This is a genomic window from Methylobacterium sp. 142-1Y, assembly GCF_057747795.1.
This window is the reverse complement of record NZ_JBYLEN010000002.1, coordinates 13,012-29,685: the sequence shown is the minus strand read 5'-3', so window position 1 is coordinate 29,685 and position 16,674 is coordinate 13,012. Positions and strand designations below refer to the sequence as shown.

Here is a 16,674-nt window from a genome sequence, read left to right as displayed (position 1 = left end):
GCGATCGTCATGCCGTAGAGCCCGGGCGGCAGGTGCTCGATGTAGTCGAGGAGATCGACGATCCGCGCATGCTCGCGCCGGGCGACGCTGCCCGAGACGAAGATGCCGGGATGCCCGATGCTCTGGTGCATCAGCCCGACGATGACCTGCCCGTTCGCCTTCAGCCCCGCGGTGGTGGGATAGAGGTCGGCGACCCAGTTGAAGTCCTGCTGCGGCGGGGTGATGGTGTCGCCGAGCGAGGCGAACAGGATGATCGGCGAGCGGATCGCCCGCAGGTCGAAGGCCCGGCCCTCGGCCCATTCGGCGCGGCCTGCGGCCAGCCGGTTGCCGACGAAGAGGTTGTCGACGATCCAGCGGATTTCTTCCCGATTCATCAGGAAGTACCCACCCCACCAGCGCTCGAACTCCAGGTAGCGCGGCGGCTCGGTGTCGATCTTCGAGAACAGTGTGTAGGATTTCCCGAAAAAGGTATTGGCGGGGTCGAGGGATTCGAAGTCGTCGACGAGGTGGGCGCCGTCGAAGACGCCGCCGCCGAGATCGCTGGCAAGCAAAGCCGTCCAGCTTCCGCCGAGCATGCCGCCGGCGTAGCGCATCGGGTTCTCGGCGTCGTTGCCGGCCCAGTAGGACATCGGCGCGCCGTTCACCACGATCGGCCCGACGCTCCCGGGATCGAGGGCGCCCACCAGCATCGCCGCCCAGCCGCCCTGGCAATTGCCGACGATGACGGGCCTGCCGCAGGTCGGATGGCGTTCGCGCACGAGGCGCACGAAGGCGGCTTCCGCCTGCGCCACGTCCGCCAGCGTCTGGCCCGGCACCGGATCGGGAAAGAAGATCGCCACGTAGACCGGATGGCCGGCGCGCATCGCCACCCCGACCTCGGAATCCGGCTTGAAGCCGCCGATGCCGGGCCCGTGCCCGGCGCGCGGGTCGATGATGAGGTAGGGGCGCTTCTCCTCGTCGGCCGGGCTGTCGGCCGGCGGCAGGATCCGCGCCAGGGCGTAGTTCGCCGGCCGCTCGAAGCGGCGGGCATCGGCCACGATCTCGTAGGGAAAGGCGAGGAGCGGCGGCTTGCCGGCCGCCTCGTGCACGAGCCAGTCGTTGCCGCGCTGCCGGAGCGTGTCCCTGAACAAGAGCGAGCGCTGGGCGAAGTCGGTCCAGTAGGTGACGGCGTCGCCGGCGGCCCGGACCGGATTCGTCGGCCGCGCGTGCTCCGGCCAGGCGCCGCCGGCCTTCTGCCAGGCGCCGCCAGCCTTCTGCCAGGCGCCGCCAGCCTTCTGCCAGGCGCCGCCGGCTTTCTGCCAGGCGCTGCAGGCCTCCAGCCAAACGCCGCCGGCGTCCTGCATCGCGTCGAGATACGCACCGAGCGCCGCGGTGCAGCGGTCCCGGTAGATCTCGGCGAAGCGGGCCTGGAGCCGGAGGAGGGAGGCCGGGCCGTTGGTCGCCGCATCCTGCCGGGAGTCGTTGCCTGTCGCGGGCTGTGTCATGAGAGCATCTCCAGTGCCCGCGGCTCAGGCCTGAGCGGCCTTCCAGGTGAGGAAGAAGCCGATGTCGCCCGGCATGCCGTCCGGCCAGTCGACGACCATCGCCCTGAGGCCGTAGCCGGCGGGGTGCAGGCGGTCGCGCCAGAGTTCGTAGGCCTGCCGCGGACGGCCGGTCAGGGTCTCGGCCCAGCCGGCCTCGCCGTTGTTGATCGCCCGGCCCTTGTCGCTGCACATCAGGTTCGGGAAGCGCATCACGAGCAGTTCCTTCTGGCCCTGCTCGGCGGCGATGCGCAGCTTGTGCAGCAGGGCCTGCATGATCTCGCCGACCTTTTCGGGCGTGACCGCGACGGGCTCGGCGAGTTGCTTGGCCAGTTCCGCCCGCGCCTTGCCGGCCCGGTCCTGCCCCTCGATCTCCTTCATGGCCCGGGCGGCGCGCATGCGGGCCGAGTAGGCGGCGAGATCGTCGGCCGACATGAAGGGCTCGTCGCCGATCGCGGCGGGCTTCGCGTCGGGATGGGTCGTCAGCGTCTCCATGACATCCTCCTTGGTCTCAGGGCACCGTCAGGCGCGCATCGTCGAGCACCTCGTGCATCCCGCGGGCGATCGTCGCCTCCTCGTCGGTCGGGATGACGTAGGCCTGGGGGCCGGAGCCGGCGCTGATCCGGGAAGCGCCCGCCGCGTTCGCGGCCGCGTCGAGCCGGAATCCGGCCCAGGCGGCGCCCCGCAGCACCTCGGCCCGGGTCGCGGCGTCGTTCTCGCCGATGCCGCCGGTGAAGACGAGGCCGTCGATCCCGCCGAGCGCCGCGACGAGGGAGCCGAGCTCGCGCCCGATGCGGTAGACGAAGAGGTCGATGGCCATCCGCGCGCGACGGTCCTCGGCGGCGCGGGCGCGCAGCACCCGCATGTCGTTCGACAGGCCGGAGACGCCGAGCAACCCCGAGCGGGTGTAGAGCAGGTGCTCCGCCGCCTGGACGTCGAGCTGCATCTCCCGCATGAGGTAGAACACCACGCCCGGATCGAGGCTGCCGCAACGGGTGCCCATCGGCAGCCCGTCGAGGGCCGAGAAGCCCATCGTGGTGGCGACGCTGCGACCGCCCGCCAGCGCACACAGGCTCGCGCCGCTGCCGAGATGGGCCACGATCACCCGGCCCTCCGCGAGGCCGGGCGCGCAGGCGGCGAGTTGCCCGGCGACGAAGGCATAGGACAGGCCGTGGAAGCCGTAGCGGCGCACGCCCCGGTCGGTGATCTCGGCCGGCAGCGCGAAGAGCTGCGCGACCTCCGGCTGGACGCGGTGGAAGGCGGTATCGAAGCACGCCACCTGCGGCAGGTCCGGAAACAGCCGCCGCAGGATGCGGACCGGCGCGAGGTTGTGCGGCTGGTGCAGGGGCGCGAGCGGGACGAGGCGTTCCAGCGCCGCCAGCACCGCGTCGTCGATCCGCACGGGCGCGGCGTAATCCGCACCGCCATGCACGACTCGATGCCCGACCGCCGCCAGCCGGTGCCCGCTCCGATGCTCCCGCAGCCACGCGGCGACGTGGAGAAGGGCCTCCTCGTGACCGAATTCGCCCGCCCCGAACCGCTCCTCGGCGACGACCGCGCCGGCCCGGTCGTGCACGACCATGTGCGCCGCGCCGCCGAGCCCTTCGAAGAGGCCGCGGGAGAGGCGGTGCGGCACGCCGTCCCCTCCCGGCTCGAACACCTGGAACTTGAGGCTCGACGAGCCCGCATTCAGCACGAGGTAGGCCGGGATCATCCCTGGACCCCCGGCCGCGGTGTTTCGGCGCGACGGCCCGCAGCGAACAGCGAGGCGACGGCGCAGGAGGCGAGCCGCGTCAGGCGCGAATCGGCCCGGCTCGTCAGGATGATCGGCACCCGGGCGCCGAGCACGATCCCGGCGGCGTCCGCGTCGGCAAGGAAGGTCAGGCTCTTGGCCAGCATGTTGCCGGCTTCGAGATCCGGCACCACCAGCACGTTGGCGCGGCCGGCGACCGGCGACTGGATCTGCTTGATCGCCGCCGCGCCGCGATCGATGGCGTTGTCGAGGGCGAGCGGCCCGTCGAGGACCGCCCCGGTGATCTGGCCGCGATCGGCCATCTTGCACAACGCGGCGGCATCGAGGGTCGAGGGGACCTTCGGGTTGACCGTCTCCATCGCCGACACGATCGCGACCCGCACCACCTCGATCCCGAAGGAATGGGCGAGGTCGATGGCGTTCTGGACGATGTCGCGCTTCTCCTCGAGCGTCGGGGCGATGTTGATCGCGGCATCGGTGACGATGAGGGGATCGTCGTGGCCCGGCACGTCCATCACGAAGCAGTGGCTCAGGCGGCGCTCCGTCCGCAGCCCACCCTCGCGCCGCACCACCGCGCCCATCAGCTCATCGGTGTGGAGGCTGCCCTTCATCAGCGCGCCGGCCTCTCCGGCCCTCACCAGCGCCACCGCCCTGTCGGCGGAATCGTGGCTATGGGCCGATTCGACGATGCGGAACGCCGCCAGATCCCGCCCGCAGGCCGCCGCCGCGATCCTCGGCCGGGGCCCGACCAGGACCGGGGTGATCAGCCCGAGATCCGCCGCCTCCAGCGCGGCGCCGAGCGAGGCCTCGTCGCAGGGATGCGCGACCGCGACCGTGAGGCGGGGCCGCGCCTGCGCGGCGGCGATCAGACGGTCGTACTTCTCGTGCCGGCGGCGGGCCGGGGCCTCCTGGGTCATCGGGCGCTCCCCCGGGTTGGGCGGGCCCGGACCCGCCGGCAATGTCGCAGGGACCGCGCCCGACCGCTTGATCGGGTGGGACGCGGACCGGCCTCGTGCCGGACGAGCCCGCGCCTCCCGGCGCGACAGGTCGTACGCGTCGCTGCCATGTGGTCCTCTCGTGACGTCCCGGAGCGCGGCTCGACCCCGAGGCGCAACGGGACGTCAGGATGCGGGGCGAGGCGAACGGCGCGTTGACCTGCCTCAAGGACGTGGGCGGTCCTGCATCCAGGATGCGGGACGAGGACACGTCGCGGCGTCGAGGCGTGACGCGTGCAGGTGTCAAATCCCGATCAGCGTGTTGCTGCTCAGGCGCCATCGATATGGACAAGACCGTATCCTGCTCCGACCGGGAATCCGGACCGACGATGTCTTTCGATGCCGCCCTGCGCATCGGCCTCGCCGCGGCGCTCGTCTATGCCTGCGCCCGCATCCTGTCGCCGCTCGCGGAGATCCTGCTCTGGTCGGCGATCCTGGCCGTCATGCTGTACCCGCTGCATCGCCGCCTCCTCGTCGGCGTCGGCGAGCGCGGCTCGGCCGCCCTGATCGGGGTCGTCGGCATCGCCGTCATGCTGGCGGCGACGATCCTGGTCGTGACGTCGCTCGGATCGTGCCTCGTCGCATTCGTCTCGGACCTGCGCGACCAGCGGCTGACCCTACCCCCGCCGCCCGCCCGCCTCGCCGACCTGCCGCTGGTCGGCGGGAGGCTGACGGAGGCCTGGGCGCTCGCCGCCGCCAACGCGCCGGGGGCTCTCGCGCGCTACGGCCCGATGCTGCGCAAGCCGGCGGCCTGGCTCCTGTCGGCCGCCCGTCGCCTGGCGGCCGGCGAGGTGTCGTTCGTCCTGTCCTTCGCCATCGCGGCGATCCTCGTCGGGTACGGCAAGGGGGCGGCCGCGTTCACCCGGCAGGTCCTGGTCCGCGCCACCGGCAGCCCGGCCCGGGGCGCCGCGCTCGCGGCGCTGGCCGTCGAGACCATCCGCGGTGTGGCGCTGGGCATCGTCGGCGTGGCGGTGCTCCAGTCCCTGCTGCTCGGAGCCGGCTTCTTCGTCATCGGCCTCCCGGCCGCCGGCCTGTGGACCCTCGCCACGCTGCTCCTCTGCATCCTCCAGGTGCCGGTCGTCGTCCTGACCCTGCCGGTGATCGGGTACGTCTTCGCCACCGCCGACGCGCTGCCGGCGCTCGTCTTCGCGATCTGGACCATCGGCGCCGGACTGAGCGACAACGTTCTCAAGCCGCTCGTGCTCGGCCGCGGCCTCGACGTCCCGATGCCCGTCATCCTGGCGGGCGTCGTCGGCGGCGTGATCGCCCATGGCCTGCTCGGCCTGTTCATCGGCCCGGTCGTCCTGGCGACGGGGTATGTGCTGCTGGTCGGATGGGTGAGGCGCATCCCGGTCGATGCGCCGCCCGTCGGTGATGCGGCGGCGTGACGGAGCCGGACCCGCCGCCCCGCCTTCCTGCATCAGAACATCCCGCGAAAGGCGCGGCGCACCCGTTCGCGCTCCAGCCGTCCGCCACGGAGATGGGGCCGGAGGAGCTTGTGCAGCGCGTCCATGGCGAGGCCGTATTCCGCCCGGCACAGTCGGGCGCGCGAACGCGGCAGGGCGCCGCTCGCGACGAGATCCCCGAAGGTGCGGCGGTCGGCCCCGTAGGCGAGGCAGAGCAGGCCGTAGAGACGCTGGAGCGCGAGGCTGTGATCGTCGGCGAGTACCGCCGGCTCGGCCCTTTCCTCGGCCGCCAGACTCCGGAACAGGCGCGCGATGCCGTCGACGGCGTGCCGGGCCTGCCCGGGCGGCAATTCGAGCAGCACGAGCGCCGCGAACTGGTCGGCGGCATCCTCCTCCCGGCCGAGCACCGGCACTTCGAGCAGGTGGAACAGGGCATGCCCGGTCTCGTGCAGGAAGGCCTGGGCGACGAGGCCGAAGACCGCGTCCTGCCGCTCCGCCCCTGTCCGGACCGGCGGCGGCGACACCCGATCCTTCACCTCCCGGACATACTCGTAACAGACCGTGACGGTGCGGGTCTCGGGCTCGTACCACGCATCGGCGGCGCCGCGGCATGCCGCGAACCGGAAGGTCAGCGACCGCGGCAGGCGCAAGCCCGCGGCCACCTCCCGCAGGCCTTCGAGGACGCGATGCGACTTGACGGAGCGGTAGATCGCGAGCGACTCCGCCTTGAGGGGACGGTCGTAGAAGACCCTGACCGGAGCACCAGGCGACGGGCTTCGTCGATGAGACTCGCCGCGGCTCGGTCCGGCGCCGAGGAGCAGCGTCGAGGCGATGATGATCGCAAGAGCGCACCGCATTCCTCCGCCCCGGAATCTTGCAGAGTCGAGGTCGTGCGACGCCAGGGCCGCCGTGGAAAAGCCCGCCGGTCGGGGCCACGGGACGGGCCCCATGGGCGGACGTCGCTCTCCTGAAGCCGGGAACGGCTCGTCTCACGGCCGATGCCGAGCGACGGGGCAAATGAGCCCGAGCAAGCGAGCCCGACCGAGAATGATCGCTGCCGCGGCGCGTGCTTGATCGAACGAGACGTGGCCCGGAATGCCCCGCAAGCAACCGGCGGTCCTGACGAAGGCATCGTGCCTGACGCCTCGGTTCCGGATGGCGTTGGAGCCTGTTTGACCCACGAAGAGAAAATCGTGAGTGGCTTTCCTATCCTGACCGGGACCTCATCCTGAGGTGCGAGCGTATGCGAGCCTCGAAGGTGGGCTCCGGAAGTCTCGGCGATCTCTGGATCCCTCCTTCGAGGTCAGTCGATCTTCAATCGACTGACCTCGAAGGATGTGGTTGTGAGTGGGATGGAGTCCTGCGATCGGATCAAACAGGCTCTTATACGGTTTCCGATTGATCGCTTCGCGATGCGGAAACCGGCTTCGCTCAGGCGCCTCGCGGGCTGATGATACGGCGTCCGGAAGGAATCTTCCGGAAGCCGTATCAGACCGCCGCCTTGTGAAAATGGCTGAGGAAGGCCTTGGTGGCGGCTTGCCGCGGATCCTCGATCACCTGCCGGGCCGGCCCTTCCTCGACGACGAAGCCGTCGCGCATGAACACGCAGGTGTCGGCGACGTCGCGCGCGAACGCGATCTCGTGCGTCACGAGCACCATGGTCATGCCCTCCGAGGCCAGCTGCCGGACGACCTGCAGGACTTCCCCGACGAGCTCGGGATCGAGCGCCGAGGTCGCCTCGTCGAAGAGCATGACCTCCGGCTTCATCGCCAGCGCCCGGGCGATGGCGACCCGCTGCTTCTGCCCGCCCGACAGCCGGTCGGGATAGACGTCGGCCTTCTCCCGCAGGCCCACCTTGTCCAGGAGCCGGAGCGCCAGCTCCCGCGTCTCGTCCCGGCCCCTGCCGAGCACCGTGACGGGTCCCTCCATGACGTTGCGGAGGACGGACATGTGGGGGAACAGGTTGAAGTTCTGGAAGACCATGCCGACCGTCGACCGGAAGGCGGCGAGGTCCTTGTCCCGCGGCATCCGGTGATCCTTGCCCTGGGGATCCTTGCCGAAGCGCATCGCATGCGTGCCGATCCGGATCGTTCCCTCGTCCGGGATGGTGAGGAGGTTCAGGCAGCGCAGGAGGGTCGACTTGCCCGATCCGCTCGGGCCGATCAGCGACAGCACCCCGCCCTTCGGCACGCTCAAGGAAATGTCCTTGAGCACGGACACGGTCCCGAACGACTTTCTGACGTGCGCCACCTCGATCATCGTCGTCTCCGGCATAGTCCGCTCCATCGTCGCCTCCACCGTCGCTTCCTGGCATCCCGTGCTCACCGTGCGAGCCTGTTTTCGAGGCTGTGCGCGAAGGTCGTGAGAGGAAACAGGATCGCGAAGTAGATGATCGCGATCATCGTATAGACTTCGAGCGGCTTGTAGGTGGCCGAGGTGATCAGCTGGCCCTGGTAGAGAAGATCGGGCACCGCGAGCACGGAGAGAAGCGAAGTGTTCTTCAGCTGGAGCACGACCTGGTTGACGAGCGGCGGGATCATCCGCTTGAGCGCCTGCGGCAGGACGATGCGGCGGAGCAGGGCACCGCGGCGCATGCCGAGCGCCCGTCCCGCGTCCCACTGGCCGATATCGATCGAGGCGATGCCGCCGCGGATGATCTCGGCGAAGAACGATGCGCCGTAGAGCGTCAGGGCGATGAAGGCGGCGGTCGCGGGCTTCAGCTCGACGCCGATCAGGATCGGCAGGGCGTAGTAGATCCAGACCAGCTGCACCAGCACCGGGGTGCAGCGGAAGATCTCGATGAAGGCCATGAGCGGGATCGTCACCGCCTTCACGTTGCCCAGGCGGGCGACGGCGATCAGGCCGCCGACGGCGAAGCCGGCGATCGCCGTGGCGATGGTGAAGCCGATCGTGTACAAGGCGCCGATCGCAATCAGGCCCTTGTATTGCAGCAGGAACGAAAAGTCCCACTCGTAATTCATGGTCGTCTCCGGTCCGCCTTACGGGTAGCGTGTTTGCAGAAGGCCCGAGTGAAACCAGCGGCCCAGGGTAATGATGTCGAAGACCGGAACGGCGAAGCGCTCGGCGACGGCTCTCGAGAACGGCGGGAGGTTGGTGCATTCCATCAGGATCGCGCCGACATCCCCCCGCCCGACCAGGCGCCCGGCGGCCTCCAGCACGTCGCGCGCCAACGCCTCCGCATCGTAAGGCGCCTCCCGCTCGATCACTCCGCGCAGCGCCCCGTTCGCGGGCAAGCCCACGACCGGCGTCGCGGGATCGGCACCGACCTCGACGAAATGCGCGTCGGTGAGCGCCTCGGCGTCGTAGGTCACGATTCCGGTCCGCTTGGCCCGGGGAAGGCAGCGGTCGATCAGGGGAAGCTGCATCAGGCTCGAGGTCGCGAGCGGCAGCGACATCCGGGCGGCGAGAGAGCGCTGCCGGGCGGCCAGGAAGCCGCACGACGTGATGATGCCGATGGCGCCCCGCGCCCGCAGCCGCTCCCCCGCCTCGACGAAGGCCTCGGCCAGGTCGGCATCCTGCCCGCCCACGACCCGGCGCGCGGTGGCGCCGCGGACGGTCTCGAACAGGACCGGGAAGGGCCAGCTCGCCGCGTGCCCGACATCGCCGGGCGGGCGCTCGAACCGTGTGTCGAGCATGATGATGCCCAAGGGCGGGGTGGGGTCGGGGGGCATGCGGCGAAACCTGTGGGCCTGGCCCGGGGACAAGTCCCGGGCCGCGGCGAGGACCGCGGGGGCTCCCGCGGCGGCGGCTGCGTCAGAACGAGATCTCGGCCGGGATGTCGTCGGGCTTGACGCCGACCAGTTCCAGGCTGGACGTGATCCAGCCCTTCATGGCGCCGAGCCCGCGATTGTATTCGAGCCAGTTGTCGACGAAGGTCCGGAACCGCGGATCGGGATCGGCCCGCACGCCGGCACAGGTCGGCTGTGCGCTCAAGGGGGTGGGGACGATGATTCGGCCCACCTTCGGGTTCTTCTTCACGGTCACGAGCGAGAGCAGCGCGACCTGGATGACGCAATCGGCCCGGTTGGACTGCACCGACAGCATGGCGTCGTCCGGGGTCTTCAGCGCGACCAGCGTGGCGTTCGGGATGACGCGCCGGGCGAACAGGTCGTGGGTCGAGCCGATGTCGACGGCGACGCGGACCTCCGGCTTGTTGAGGTCGGCCCAGGTCTTCGGCTCGAAGCCGGGCTTGGCGATGATGGTGAAGGTGTTCAGCATGATCGGCCGCGTGAACTCGACCGTGAGCGCCCGCGACGGGGTCGGCGACAGGCCGAACATGATGTCGATCTTGTTCGCCTGGAGGTCGAGCACCGCGTTGCCCCAGGTGGTCTCGGCGATCTCGACCTCGGCATCCATCGCCTTGGCGAGATCCTGCGCCATGCTGATGCAGAAGCCCGACCATTCGCCGGACGCGATGTCCTTCTTGTAGTACGGCTCGGTGCCGACGATGCCGGCGATCCGGAGCTTCTTGGTGCGCCGGATGCGCTGGAAGGTGTTCTCGCCGGCCGGACCCGTCTGGGCCTGGGCGGTGCCGATCGGGGAGAGGGCGGCCCCGAGCGCGCCGGCGCCGAGAAACGATGCGATGTCCCTGCGTGATACCATGACGGTGGCCCTCTCCTCGATAGCTTGGCGGTTCCTTAGTACCTTAGACCGCTTGGCGGGAGTCCTGTCTGTAGACGGCTTTCGACTTCGGGCCCGTGCGGCGCGGTGATGCCGGACCTCGACGCGGCGCTCACCCGGATCGTCCGCCGAGGGCGACGCGCCGCGTGATCCGCAGGGCGTCGAGGAAGACCTCGTCGTGGCTGACGACCAGAAGCGCGCCGTCATAGCCGGCAAGGCCGGATTCGAGGGCCTCGACGGCCTCGAGGTCGAGGTGGTTGGTCGGTTCGTCGAGGAGCAGGAGTTGCGGCGGCGCCACATGGCCCAGAAGGCAGGCCAAAGCGGCCCGGACCTGCTGGCCGCCGCTGAGCGCCGAGACCGGACGGTCGGCGGCCTTCGCCCGGAACTGGAACCGCGCCAGGGCCGCCCGGCATCCGTTCGCGTCCTCCCCCGGGTTGAGACGCGCGAAGTTCTCCGCCACCGTCCTGTCGTGGGCGAGCAGCGTGAGGCGCTGGTCGAGCAGGGCGGCGCGTACGCCGACCGACACCCGCCCCGACCAGGGGGCGAGGCGGCCCGCGACGAGATCGAGCAGGGTCGACTTGCCCGAACCGTTGCGTCCACCGAGCGCGACGCGCTCCGGCCCGGTGATCGCCAGCGACACCTCCTGCAGGACCGGCCGTCCCGGCCGATACCCGACCGTGACGTCCTCGACCGTGAGGACGCGCCGGTCGGCGTGAAGCCCGCTCGGCGGAACGGCGACGGCGAGGGGCTTTTCCGACGCGACCCGGTCCCGGCTCCGCGCCAGCTCGGCCTCGGCGGTGAGGTGCTGGCGCTCGGCCAGGCGCGCAAGGCCGCCGGCGGTCCGCTCGGCATTGTCCCGGCGGCCGCCGACGAGGATGCGGGGTAGGTCGCCCCGCGCCCCGCGGCGCTGCCCAGCCGCGTCGCGGCGTTGCTGGCGCTCGACCGTCGCTTGCGTCCGCCGGGCCAGGTCCGCGGCCCGTTTCTCGGCCAGCGCGAGGTCATGCTCGGCCGCGGCGAGGCGCAGGGCCTTCGCGTGCCGGTAGGCGTCGAAATTGCCCCGGTAGAGGTTCGCCCCCGCCGGCTCGATCTCCACGATGGCGTCCATCGCCTCGAGCAGGGACCGGTCGTGGCTGACCACGACCGCGCCGCCGCGCCAGCCCTGCAGCATCTCGTGCACCGCCTGCCGCCCTTGGCGGTCGAGGTCGTTGGTCGGTTCGTCGAGGAGCAGGAAATCGGGCCGCGAAAACATCGCCGCCGCCAGCGCGGCCCGGGCGCGCTGCCCGCCGGAGAGGTGACGGAGCGGCGTGTCGGGCTCCGCCGCAACGCCCATCCGCTCCAGGGCCTCCGTCAGGCGCTCCGCGAGCGTCCAGTCGGCCTCGGCGAGGTCCTCGGCCGTGGCGGAGCCGCTCTCGGCGCGGCGGAGCAGCGCCAGGCCCGCCGCCGCGCCGAACAGGTCGGCGACGGTGTCGTCGGGAGGAAGGCGTGCGAACTGGCGCAGCAGCGCGACCGTCCCGTGGACGACGAGACTGCCGCCCGCCGGCCGCAGCCGGCCGGCCAGGAGGCCCAGGAGGGTCGTCTTGCCGGCCCCGTTGCGGCCGACGATGCCGGTCCGCTCCTGCCCGAAGCTGGCGGAGATGTCGGTGAGGACGGGGCGCCCGTCAGGCGCGGACCACGTGACGTTCAGGAGGGAGAGCTGTGCTGGCATGCGACGAGAGGATCCTGGCGGCAAGGCGGGTCGGCATTGCAGTCAGGTTCAGTCTCATCGGCGTCGCTGCTCCGGTCGGGCGCCTTCGATAGTCCCGGATGGGAGCGGGGGCAAGGTCTGTCGAGTACGGGATGATTTTCGGATTTTTCTCGGATGCCGATCGCTCCCGGTTTTCAGGGAGTGTTTGATCGATCGAGTGCTTCCTCCCGTTTGCGACATCGTCCTGAGGTGGGATGGTAGGATGGTCCCACACGTCTCAAGTCTTGAACAGAAAATCCCTCTTCAAGCAGGTTCTCAGGATGAGGTCGAGGGTGGGAGGGGCGTGGCCGTAGATGAGCCGCAAGCGCAGCCCAACCTCCGCGACGCCGGAGCGATGGTGGGGTAGCACCACCTCGGCTCCGATCCCGGGGGCGATCCGTGATCCGGATCACACAGGGTTCCGGCCCCCATCCCGCCGCCCGGCGGGCGGTGGGCCGCGCCCCAGCCACACGGCGAGCCCCTGCGCGCGGCCGCGGATCGCCGTCGGGTGCGGCCCGTCGAAGGTCTCGCCGGGCGCGCCGATGCCGGCAGCACCCAGGAGGTCGCCGCTGACCGCGAGGCGGACGCCGGCCTGAGAGGCGACCGCGAGCAGGCGGCTCGCGACGTTGACCGTGTCGCCGATCGCCGTGATCTGCTGGTTGGTGTCGCTGCCTAGGCGCGAGAGGATCACCGGGCCGTAATGCCCGCCGATCCGCACGTCGAGGGCGCGCCCGGCGCCGGCCAGCTCGGGCTCGTGCCCGATCCACGCGGCGGTGCGCCCGACGAGATCGCCGGCCGCCGCGACGGCTCGGGCGCTCGCGTCGGGATCGGGATCGAGCGCGCCGAACACCACCATCGCGCCGTCGCCCATGAAGTTGACGACGAGGCCGCCGTGCCGGGCGGAGGTCTCGTCGACGAGGTCGTGGAACGCCTTGAGCACCGCGCGGGTGCGGACCGGCCCGAGGCGCTCGCTCTGGCGGGTGAAGCCGGTGAGGTCGATGAACAGGACCGGGATGTCCCGCGCCACCGGCTCGGCCAGGTAGGCCGGATCCCAGGCGAGGCGGTCCGCCAGGGCGGCGGGCTGCAGCCGGCGCAACGCCGCCTCCGAGCGCGCCAGGGCGGCGGCCCGGCGGCGGTCCAGGATCTGCCGGGCGACCGCGCAGGGCAGTACCGGGAGCCCGGCCGCCGCGAGCGGCAGGGCGGCGCTCCACCACACGCCCCCGGCAAAGGCGACGGCGCCCGCCGCCAGCCATCCCGCCAGGAGGAGGAGCACGAGGACGATCGCCGGACCGGGCGGAGCGAGCGCGATCAGGAGCGCCGCCGCGGCCGCGAGGACGACGGCGGCGGCGGCGTCGAGCCGCCGCACGCCGATGTCGCGGGTGAGCCCGCCTCCCATGATCAGGTGGTCGATGCCGGTCGCCAGGAGCTCGACGCCCGGCATCACGGGGTCGAAGGCGGTGGCGAAGGTATCGCTGCCGCCGAGCGCCGTGACGCCGACCACGACGATGCGGTCGGTCAGCGCCGAGGGCGGGACCGTGCCGTCGAGGAGGCCGGCGGCGCTCACCGTCGGGATCGTGCGCTGCGGTCCGTAGGGGCGCAGCGGCAGGTGACGGCCGAGGTCGAGCGGGACGGTCGTGGTGCCGATCCGCACGGCGTCCGGGCCCACGACCGGATCGTTGCGGCTCGCCAGGGCGGCGGCGCGCAGCACGAAGGCGGCGGCGACGTCCTCCCCCGTCCGCACCACGAGGGGCAGGTGGCGCGGGACGCCGGCCGCATCCTCCGACACGTTGACGACACCCGAGGCTGCCGCGCGGCCGATCTCGGGAACCGGCCGGTGCAGGGCGGCGGCGACCGGGATGCCGTCCTCGCTCGCGCCGCCCTCGAAGACGGCCGCCGCGGCCAGGACCGCCGGCACCGCGGCCAGCGCGGTGCCGAGCGCCCGGTCCGCCTCCGGCTGGCGGCCGGCTTCCAGGAACAGGACATCCACCGCGAGCGCCCGCGGGCGCGACGCGGCGATGGTCTCGACGATCCGCGTCATCGCCGCGCGCGAGACCGGGAACCCGCCCTCGCGCCGCACCGTCTCGTCGTCGATGGCGACGATCACGACGTCGGCCGGCGGCCGGCGCGGTCCGGCGAGCCGCAGGCGCAGGTCCGTCAGGGCCGATTCGATCCGGTCGAGGGGTGTCGCGCGGCCGGCGAGGTGGAGATGGGCGAGCCAGCCGCTCCAGCCGAGGGAGGCGGCGAGCGCGATCAGGGCGAAGCGCCGGTCCAGCCGGCGGCGCGGTCCGGGCACGGCCTGCGGCATCGGGCCGACGATCCTTCAGCGCCCGAAGCGTTCGAGCAGCGCCCTGACCCGCTCCTGCGGCCAGCGCCGCACCGCGAGCGGGCTCCGGTCCATGTCGACGTCGACGCCCTCGCCCGGTCCGAGCGTGACCGCATCGTCCGCGCCGCGCCGCCGCGCGACGACGACGCGTCCCTGCTGCACGAAGACCGAGGTCCGCCCGGTGGTCACGTCGACGGCGTAGACGGTGCCGCGCACCGAGGCGATCGCATGGGGCGTGAGGATCTGGAAGCCCTCCCGGCGCACCCGCGGGCCCGGCGGCAGCGTGACGAGGACGGAGCGGCCGCCGATCTCGGCGCCCTCCAGGTGTCCGTCGCCGTCGCGGTCGATCGGCCGCAGCCCGCTGCCCTGCTCGGTCTCGAGCACCAGCCCGTCGCTGCAGCGAAGGACGCGCAAGGGCGGATCGAACCGCGTCTCCTCGGTGCAGGGCGACTGGGCCGCGGCTTTTCCCGCGGCGAGGGTGAAGGCGAGGGCGCTCGCCGCACGGGCCATCGGTCTCATGCGGGGACGCTCCTTGCTCGGACCCTGCGACGGCTCGCCGAGGGCAGCCGCCCGGCGGCGCTCACGTCGCCTCCCGGGCTCTCCACGCCCGGGCTTTATGGGCGTGCTTCAAGCTCTAACGCAAGCGAGACATCCGCAAGCGAGACGTCAGTCGGCCCTTGCGAGCGCCTGCAGGTACCTTTCCGCCTCGTCCCAGGCGCCGCCTGCCGCCGACAGGCCGACATAGCCGTCGGGCCGGACGACCAGGAGGCCGGACGCGTCGGGGGGCGAGCGCGGCGCCGGCTCCAGGAGGCCGGGGTAGCGCGCCGTCAGCGCCGCCCCACGTTCCGCGTCGGCGGCGTAGAGGACGAAACGAGGGGCGCCGCCGGCGCCCGGCGGTTTTCCGCCATAGGCCTCCGGTTCGAAGCGCGCGCCGGCGCCCGGCCCGACCGACAGGGGCGAGCCCGCATAGGCGATCTCGATCTCGCTCATCGTCGTCGCCATCCTGTCGCGGACCGCATGGAAACCGAGCAGGAAGCGCAGCGCGAGGTTGCGCGCGGCCTGGGCCGCCGGGTTCGCCAGCGTCGCCATGTCGGTGAGCCGGCCGGCATTGCGCAGCACCATGTCTCCCACCGCGCTGCGCTCGGGGCTGTAGCTGTCGAGCAGGCGAGGATCCGCCTCGCCGCGCTGCACCATCGCCAGTTTCCAGGCGAGGTTCACCGCGTCCTGCATGCCGGTATTCATGCCCTGGCCGCCGGCGGGGCTGTGAATATGCGCAGCATCCCCGGCCAGCACGACGCGCCCGCGCCGATACTCGGCCACCTTGCGCTCGTTGATGCGGAAATGCGTCAGCCAGACCGGATCGGCGGCGCGAAAGCCGCCGCCGGCCCGCCGGTCGATGAGGGCCTGCACGTCGGCGAGGGTGGGATCGGGGCGCGGATGCGCCGCGTCCGTCGGGCCCAAGGTGGCGACGACGCGGGCGCGCCGGCCCGGGATCGGGAAGACCACGAAGGGGCCGTCGCGGTGCAGGTAGGTCGCGATCTCGTCCGGCGGCGGTGCCCCCGGACCGTCGAGGCGCACGTCGGCGAGGAGCCAGTCGTCGCCCTGCGCCGCGCCCGCAAACGTGAGGCCGAGCCCGTGCCGCACCGCGCTGTGCGCCCCGTCGCAGCCGATCAGCCACGGCGTCCTCACGCTCTCCTCGCGTCCGTCGGCGTGACGCAGACGCGCCTCGATCCCGTCCTCCGCCGCGTGGAAGCCGACCAGTTCCACCTGCCGCTCGACCGTGACGCCGAACGACCGCAGATGCGCCGCGAGGAGCCGCTCGGTGTCCCGCTGCGGGATCATCAGGGCGAAGTTGTAGGCGCTCGCGATGCCCTCGAACCGGGGAGAGCCGAGGATTGTCTCGCCGCTGCGGATCGAGGCGCCGGGCGCCCGCAGGCCGGCCGCGAGGAAGGCCCCGGTGCAGCCCATCCGATCCATGAGTTCGAGCGTGCGCGACCAGACCACCAGGGCCTTCGAGGTCTCGGTGGCGTGGGGCGCGCGGTCGATCAGGCGCACGCCGATGCCGTAGCGCGCCAGTTCGGCCGCCATGGTCAGGCCGACGGGTCCGGCGCCGACGATGAGAATGTCCGTCATGGGGCCTCCTCTCCTGGGTCTGGGGCGATCGAGCGCCACGTTGCCGGCGGGGCCTCGAGAGCCCTCTGGGTCGTAGTCGGGCTCGTTTCCGCGGACGATACCTCATCCGCTGCCTGGGGAGGCCTGTATTCCGCAGAATTGGCCAGCGCTTTGGAAGGGAGCAAAGGGGCGGGATTATTT

Annotated in this window: 13 protein-coding genes and 1 pseudogene; 1 reads left to right on the top strand and 13 read right to left on the bottom strand. The window is 71.8% G+C overall.

The window, feature by feature from the left end; translation table 11 throughout:
- Positions 1-2: 2 nt before the first annotated feature.
- The 4 genes and pseudogenes from AC3AOF_RS30215 to AC3AOF_RS30200 form a co-directional block, all read right to left on the bottom strand.
- Positions 3-1,343 (bottom strand): annotated as a pseudogene (locus tag AC3AOF_RS30215) (DUF3141 domain-containing protein); the annotation flags it as partial.
- 165 nt (positions 1,344-1,508) lie between these two features.
- On the bottom strand, positions 1,509-2,015 hold the full coding sequence (locus AC3AOF_RS30210) for a hypothetical protein (protein ID WP_488349293.1): 507 nt from the start codon (positions 2,013-2,015) through the stop codon (positions 1,509-1,511).
- A gap of 16 nt (positions 2,016-2,031) precedes the next feature.
- On the bottom strand, positions 2,032-3,234 hold the full coding sequence (locus AC3AOF_RS30205; protein ID WP_488349292.1) for an acetate/propionate family kinase: 1,203 nt from the start codon (positions 3,232-3,234) through the stop codon (positions 2,032-2,034).
- Entirely contained in the window at positions 3,231-4,190 is a 960-nt protein-coding gene (locus AC3AOF_RS30200) for a phosphate acetyltransferase (RefSeq protein ID WP_488349291.1), read from the bottom strand. The genes AC3AOF_RS30205 and AC3AOF_RS30200 overlap by 4 nt, the downstream gene beginning before the upstream one ends.
- Before the next feature lie 407 nt (positions 4,191-4,597).
- Between AC3AOF_RS30200 and AC3AOF_RS30195 the strand changes: the two genes are divergently transcribed.
- Complete coding sequence (locus tag AC3AOF_RS30195; protein WP_488349290.1) at positions 4,598-5,656, top strand: AI-2E family transporter; 1,059 nt, start codon at positions 4,598-4,600, stop codon at positions 5,654-5,656.
- A 32-nt stretch (positions 5,657-5,688) separates the two neighbouring features.
- Here AC3AOF_RS30195 and AC3AOF_RS30190 read toward each other — a convergent pair whose 3' ends face one another.
- From AC3AOF_RS30190 to AC3AOF_RS30150, 9 genes are all read right to left on the bottom strand, one after another.
- Positions 5,689-6,531, bottom strand: coding sequence for a DUF4344 domain-containing metallopeptidase (locus tag AC3AOF_RS30190; protein ID WP_236993095.1), 843 nt, complete (start codon positions 6,529-6,531; stop codon positions 5,689-5,691).
- A 631-nt stretch (positions 6,532-7,162) separates the two neighbouring features.
- Entirely contained in the window at positions 7,163-7,948 is a 786-nt protein-coding gene (locus tag AC3AOF_RS30185) for an amino acid ABC transporter ATP-binding protein (protein ID WP_488349457.1), read from the bottom strand.
- Between the two features lie 47 nt (positions 7,949-7,995).
- On the bottom strand, positions 7,996-8,655 hold the full coding sequence (locus AC3AOF_RS30180; protein ID WP_488349289.1) for an amino acid ABC transporter permease: 660 nt from the start codon (positions 8,653-8,655) through the stop codon (positions 7,996-7,998).
- A gap of 18 nt (positions 8,656-8,673) precedes the next feature.
- Positions 8,674-9,366: an aspartate/glutamate racemase family protein gene (locus AC3AOF_RS30175; RefSeq protein WP_236993097.1), complete on the bottom strand. Its 693-nt coding sequence runs from the start codon at positions 9,364-9,366 to the stop codon at positions 8,674-8,676.
- Between the two features lie 82 nt (positions 9,367-9,448).
- Complete coding sequence (locus tag AC3AOF_RS30170) at positions 9,449-10,297, bottom strand: transporter substrate-binding domain-containing protein (protein WP_488349288.1); 849 nt, start codon at positions 10,295-10,297, stop codon at positions 9,449-9,451.
- A gap of 130 nt (positions 10,298-10,427) precedes the next feature.
- Entirely contained in the window at positions 10,428-12,020 is a 1,593-nt protein-coding gene (locus tag AC3AOF_RS30165; protein WP_488349287.1) for an ABC-F family ATP-binding cassette domain-containing protein, read from the bottom strand.
- A gap of 427 nt (positions 12,021-12,447) precedes the next feature.
- A complete protein-coding gene (locus AC3AOF_RS30160; protein ID WP_488349286.1) occupies positions 12,448-14,343 on the bottom strand; it encodes an adenylate/guanylate cyclase domain-containing protein in 1,896 nt (631 codons plus the stop codon).
- Between the two features lie 15 nt (positions 14,344-14,358).
- A complete protein-coding gene (locus tag AC3AOF_RS30155) occupies positions 14,359-14,880 on the bottom strand; it encodes a FecR domain-containing protein (RefSeq protein ID WP_236993101.1) in 522 nt (173 codons plus the stop codon).
- Between the two features lie 147 nt (positions 14,881-15,027).
- Positions 15,028-16,494 (bottom strand): FAD-dependent monooxygenase, encoded by a 1,467-nt coding sequence (locus tag AC3AOF_RS30150; RefSeq protein ID WP_236993102.1) that lies wholly within the window; start codon positions 16,492-16,494, stop codon positions 15,028-15,030.
- Positions 16,495-16,674 lie beyond the last annotated feature (180 nt).

Excerpts from the sequence above, each read along its gene's own strand:
- AC3AOF_RS30190 (WP_236993095.1), bottom strand. The coding sequence starts at position 6,531 with ATGCGGTGCGCTCTTGCGATCATCATCGCCTCGACGCTGCTCCTCGGC.
- AC3AOF_RS30210 (WP_488349293.1), bottom strand. The coding sequence starts at position 2,015 with ATGGAGACGCTGACGACCCATCCCGACGCGAAGCCCGCCGCGATCGGC.
- AC3AOF_RS30185 (WP_488349457.1), bottom strand. The coding sequence starts at position 7,948 with ATGCCGGAGACGACGATGATCGAGGTGGCGCACGTCAGAAAGTCGTTC.
- AC3AOF_RS30150 (WP_236993102.1), bottom strand. The coding sequence starts at position 16,494 with ATGACGGACATTCTCATCGTCGGCGCCGGACCCGTCGGCCTGACCATG.
- AC3AOF_RS30165 (WP_488349287.1), bottom strand. The coding sequence starts at position 12,020 with ATGCCAGCACAGCTCTCCCTCCTGAACGTCACGTGGTCCGCGCCTGAC.
- AC3AOF_RS30200 (WP_488349291.1), bottom strand. The coding sequence starts at position 4,190 with ATGACCCAGGAGGCCCCGGCCCGCCGCCGGCACGAGAAGTACGACCGT.
- AC3AOF_RS30175 (WP_236993097.1), bottom strand. The coding sequence starts at position 9,366 with ATGCCCCCCGACCCCACCCCGCCCTTGGGCATCATCATGCTCGACACA.
- AC3AOF_RS30205 (WP_488349292.1), bottom strand. The coding sequence starts at position 3,234 with ATGATCCCGGCCTACCTCGTGCTGAATGCGGGCTCGTCGAGCCTCAAG.
- AC3AOF_RS30195 (WP_488349290.1), top strand. The coding sequence starts at position 4,598 with ATGTCTTTCGATGCCGCCCTGCGCATCGGCCTCGCCGCGGCGCTCGTC.
- AC3AOF_RS30170 (WP_488349288.1), bottom strand. The coding sequence starts at position 10,297 with ATGGTATCACGCAGGGACATCGCATCGTTTCTCGGCGCCGGCGCGCTC.
- AC3AOF_RS30180 (WP_488349289.1), bottom strand. The coding sequence starts at position 8,655 with ATGAATTACGAGTGGGACTTTTCGTTCCTGCTGCAATACAAGGGCCTG.
- AC3AOF_RS30155 (WP_236993101.1), bottom strand. The coding sequence starts at position 14,880 with ATGAGACCGATGGCCCGTGCGGCGAGCGCCCTCGCCTTCACCCTCGCC.
- AC3AOF_RS30160 (WP_488349286.1), bottom strand. The coding sequence starts at position 14,343 with ATGCCGCAGGCCGTGCCCGGACCGCGCCGCCGGCTGGACCGGCGCTTC.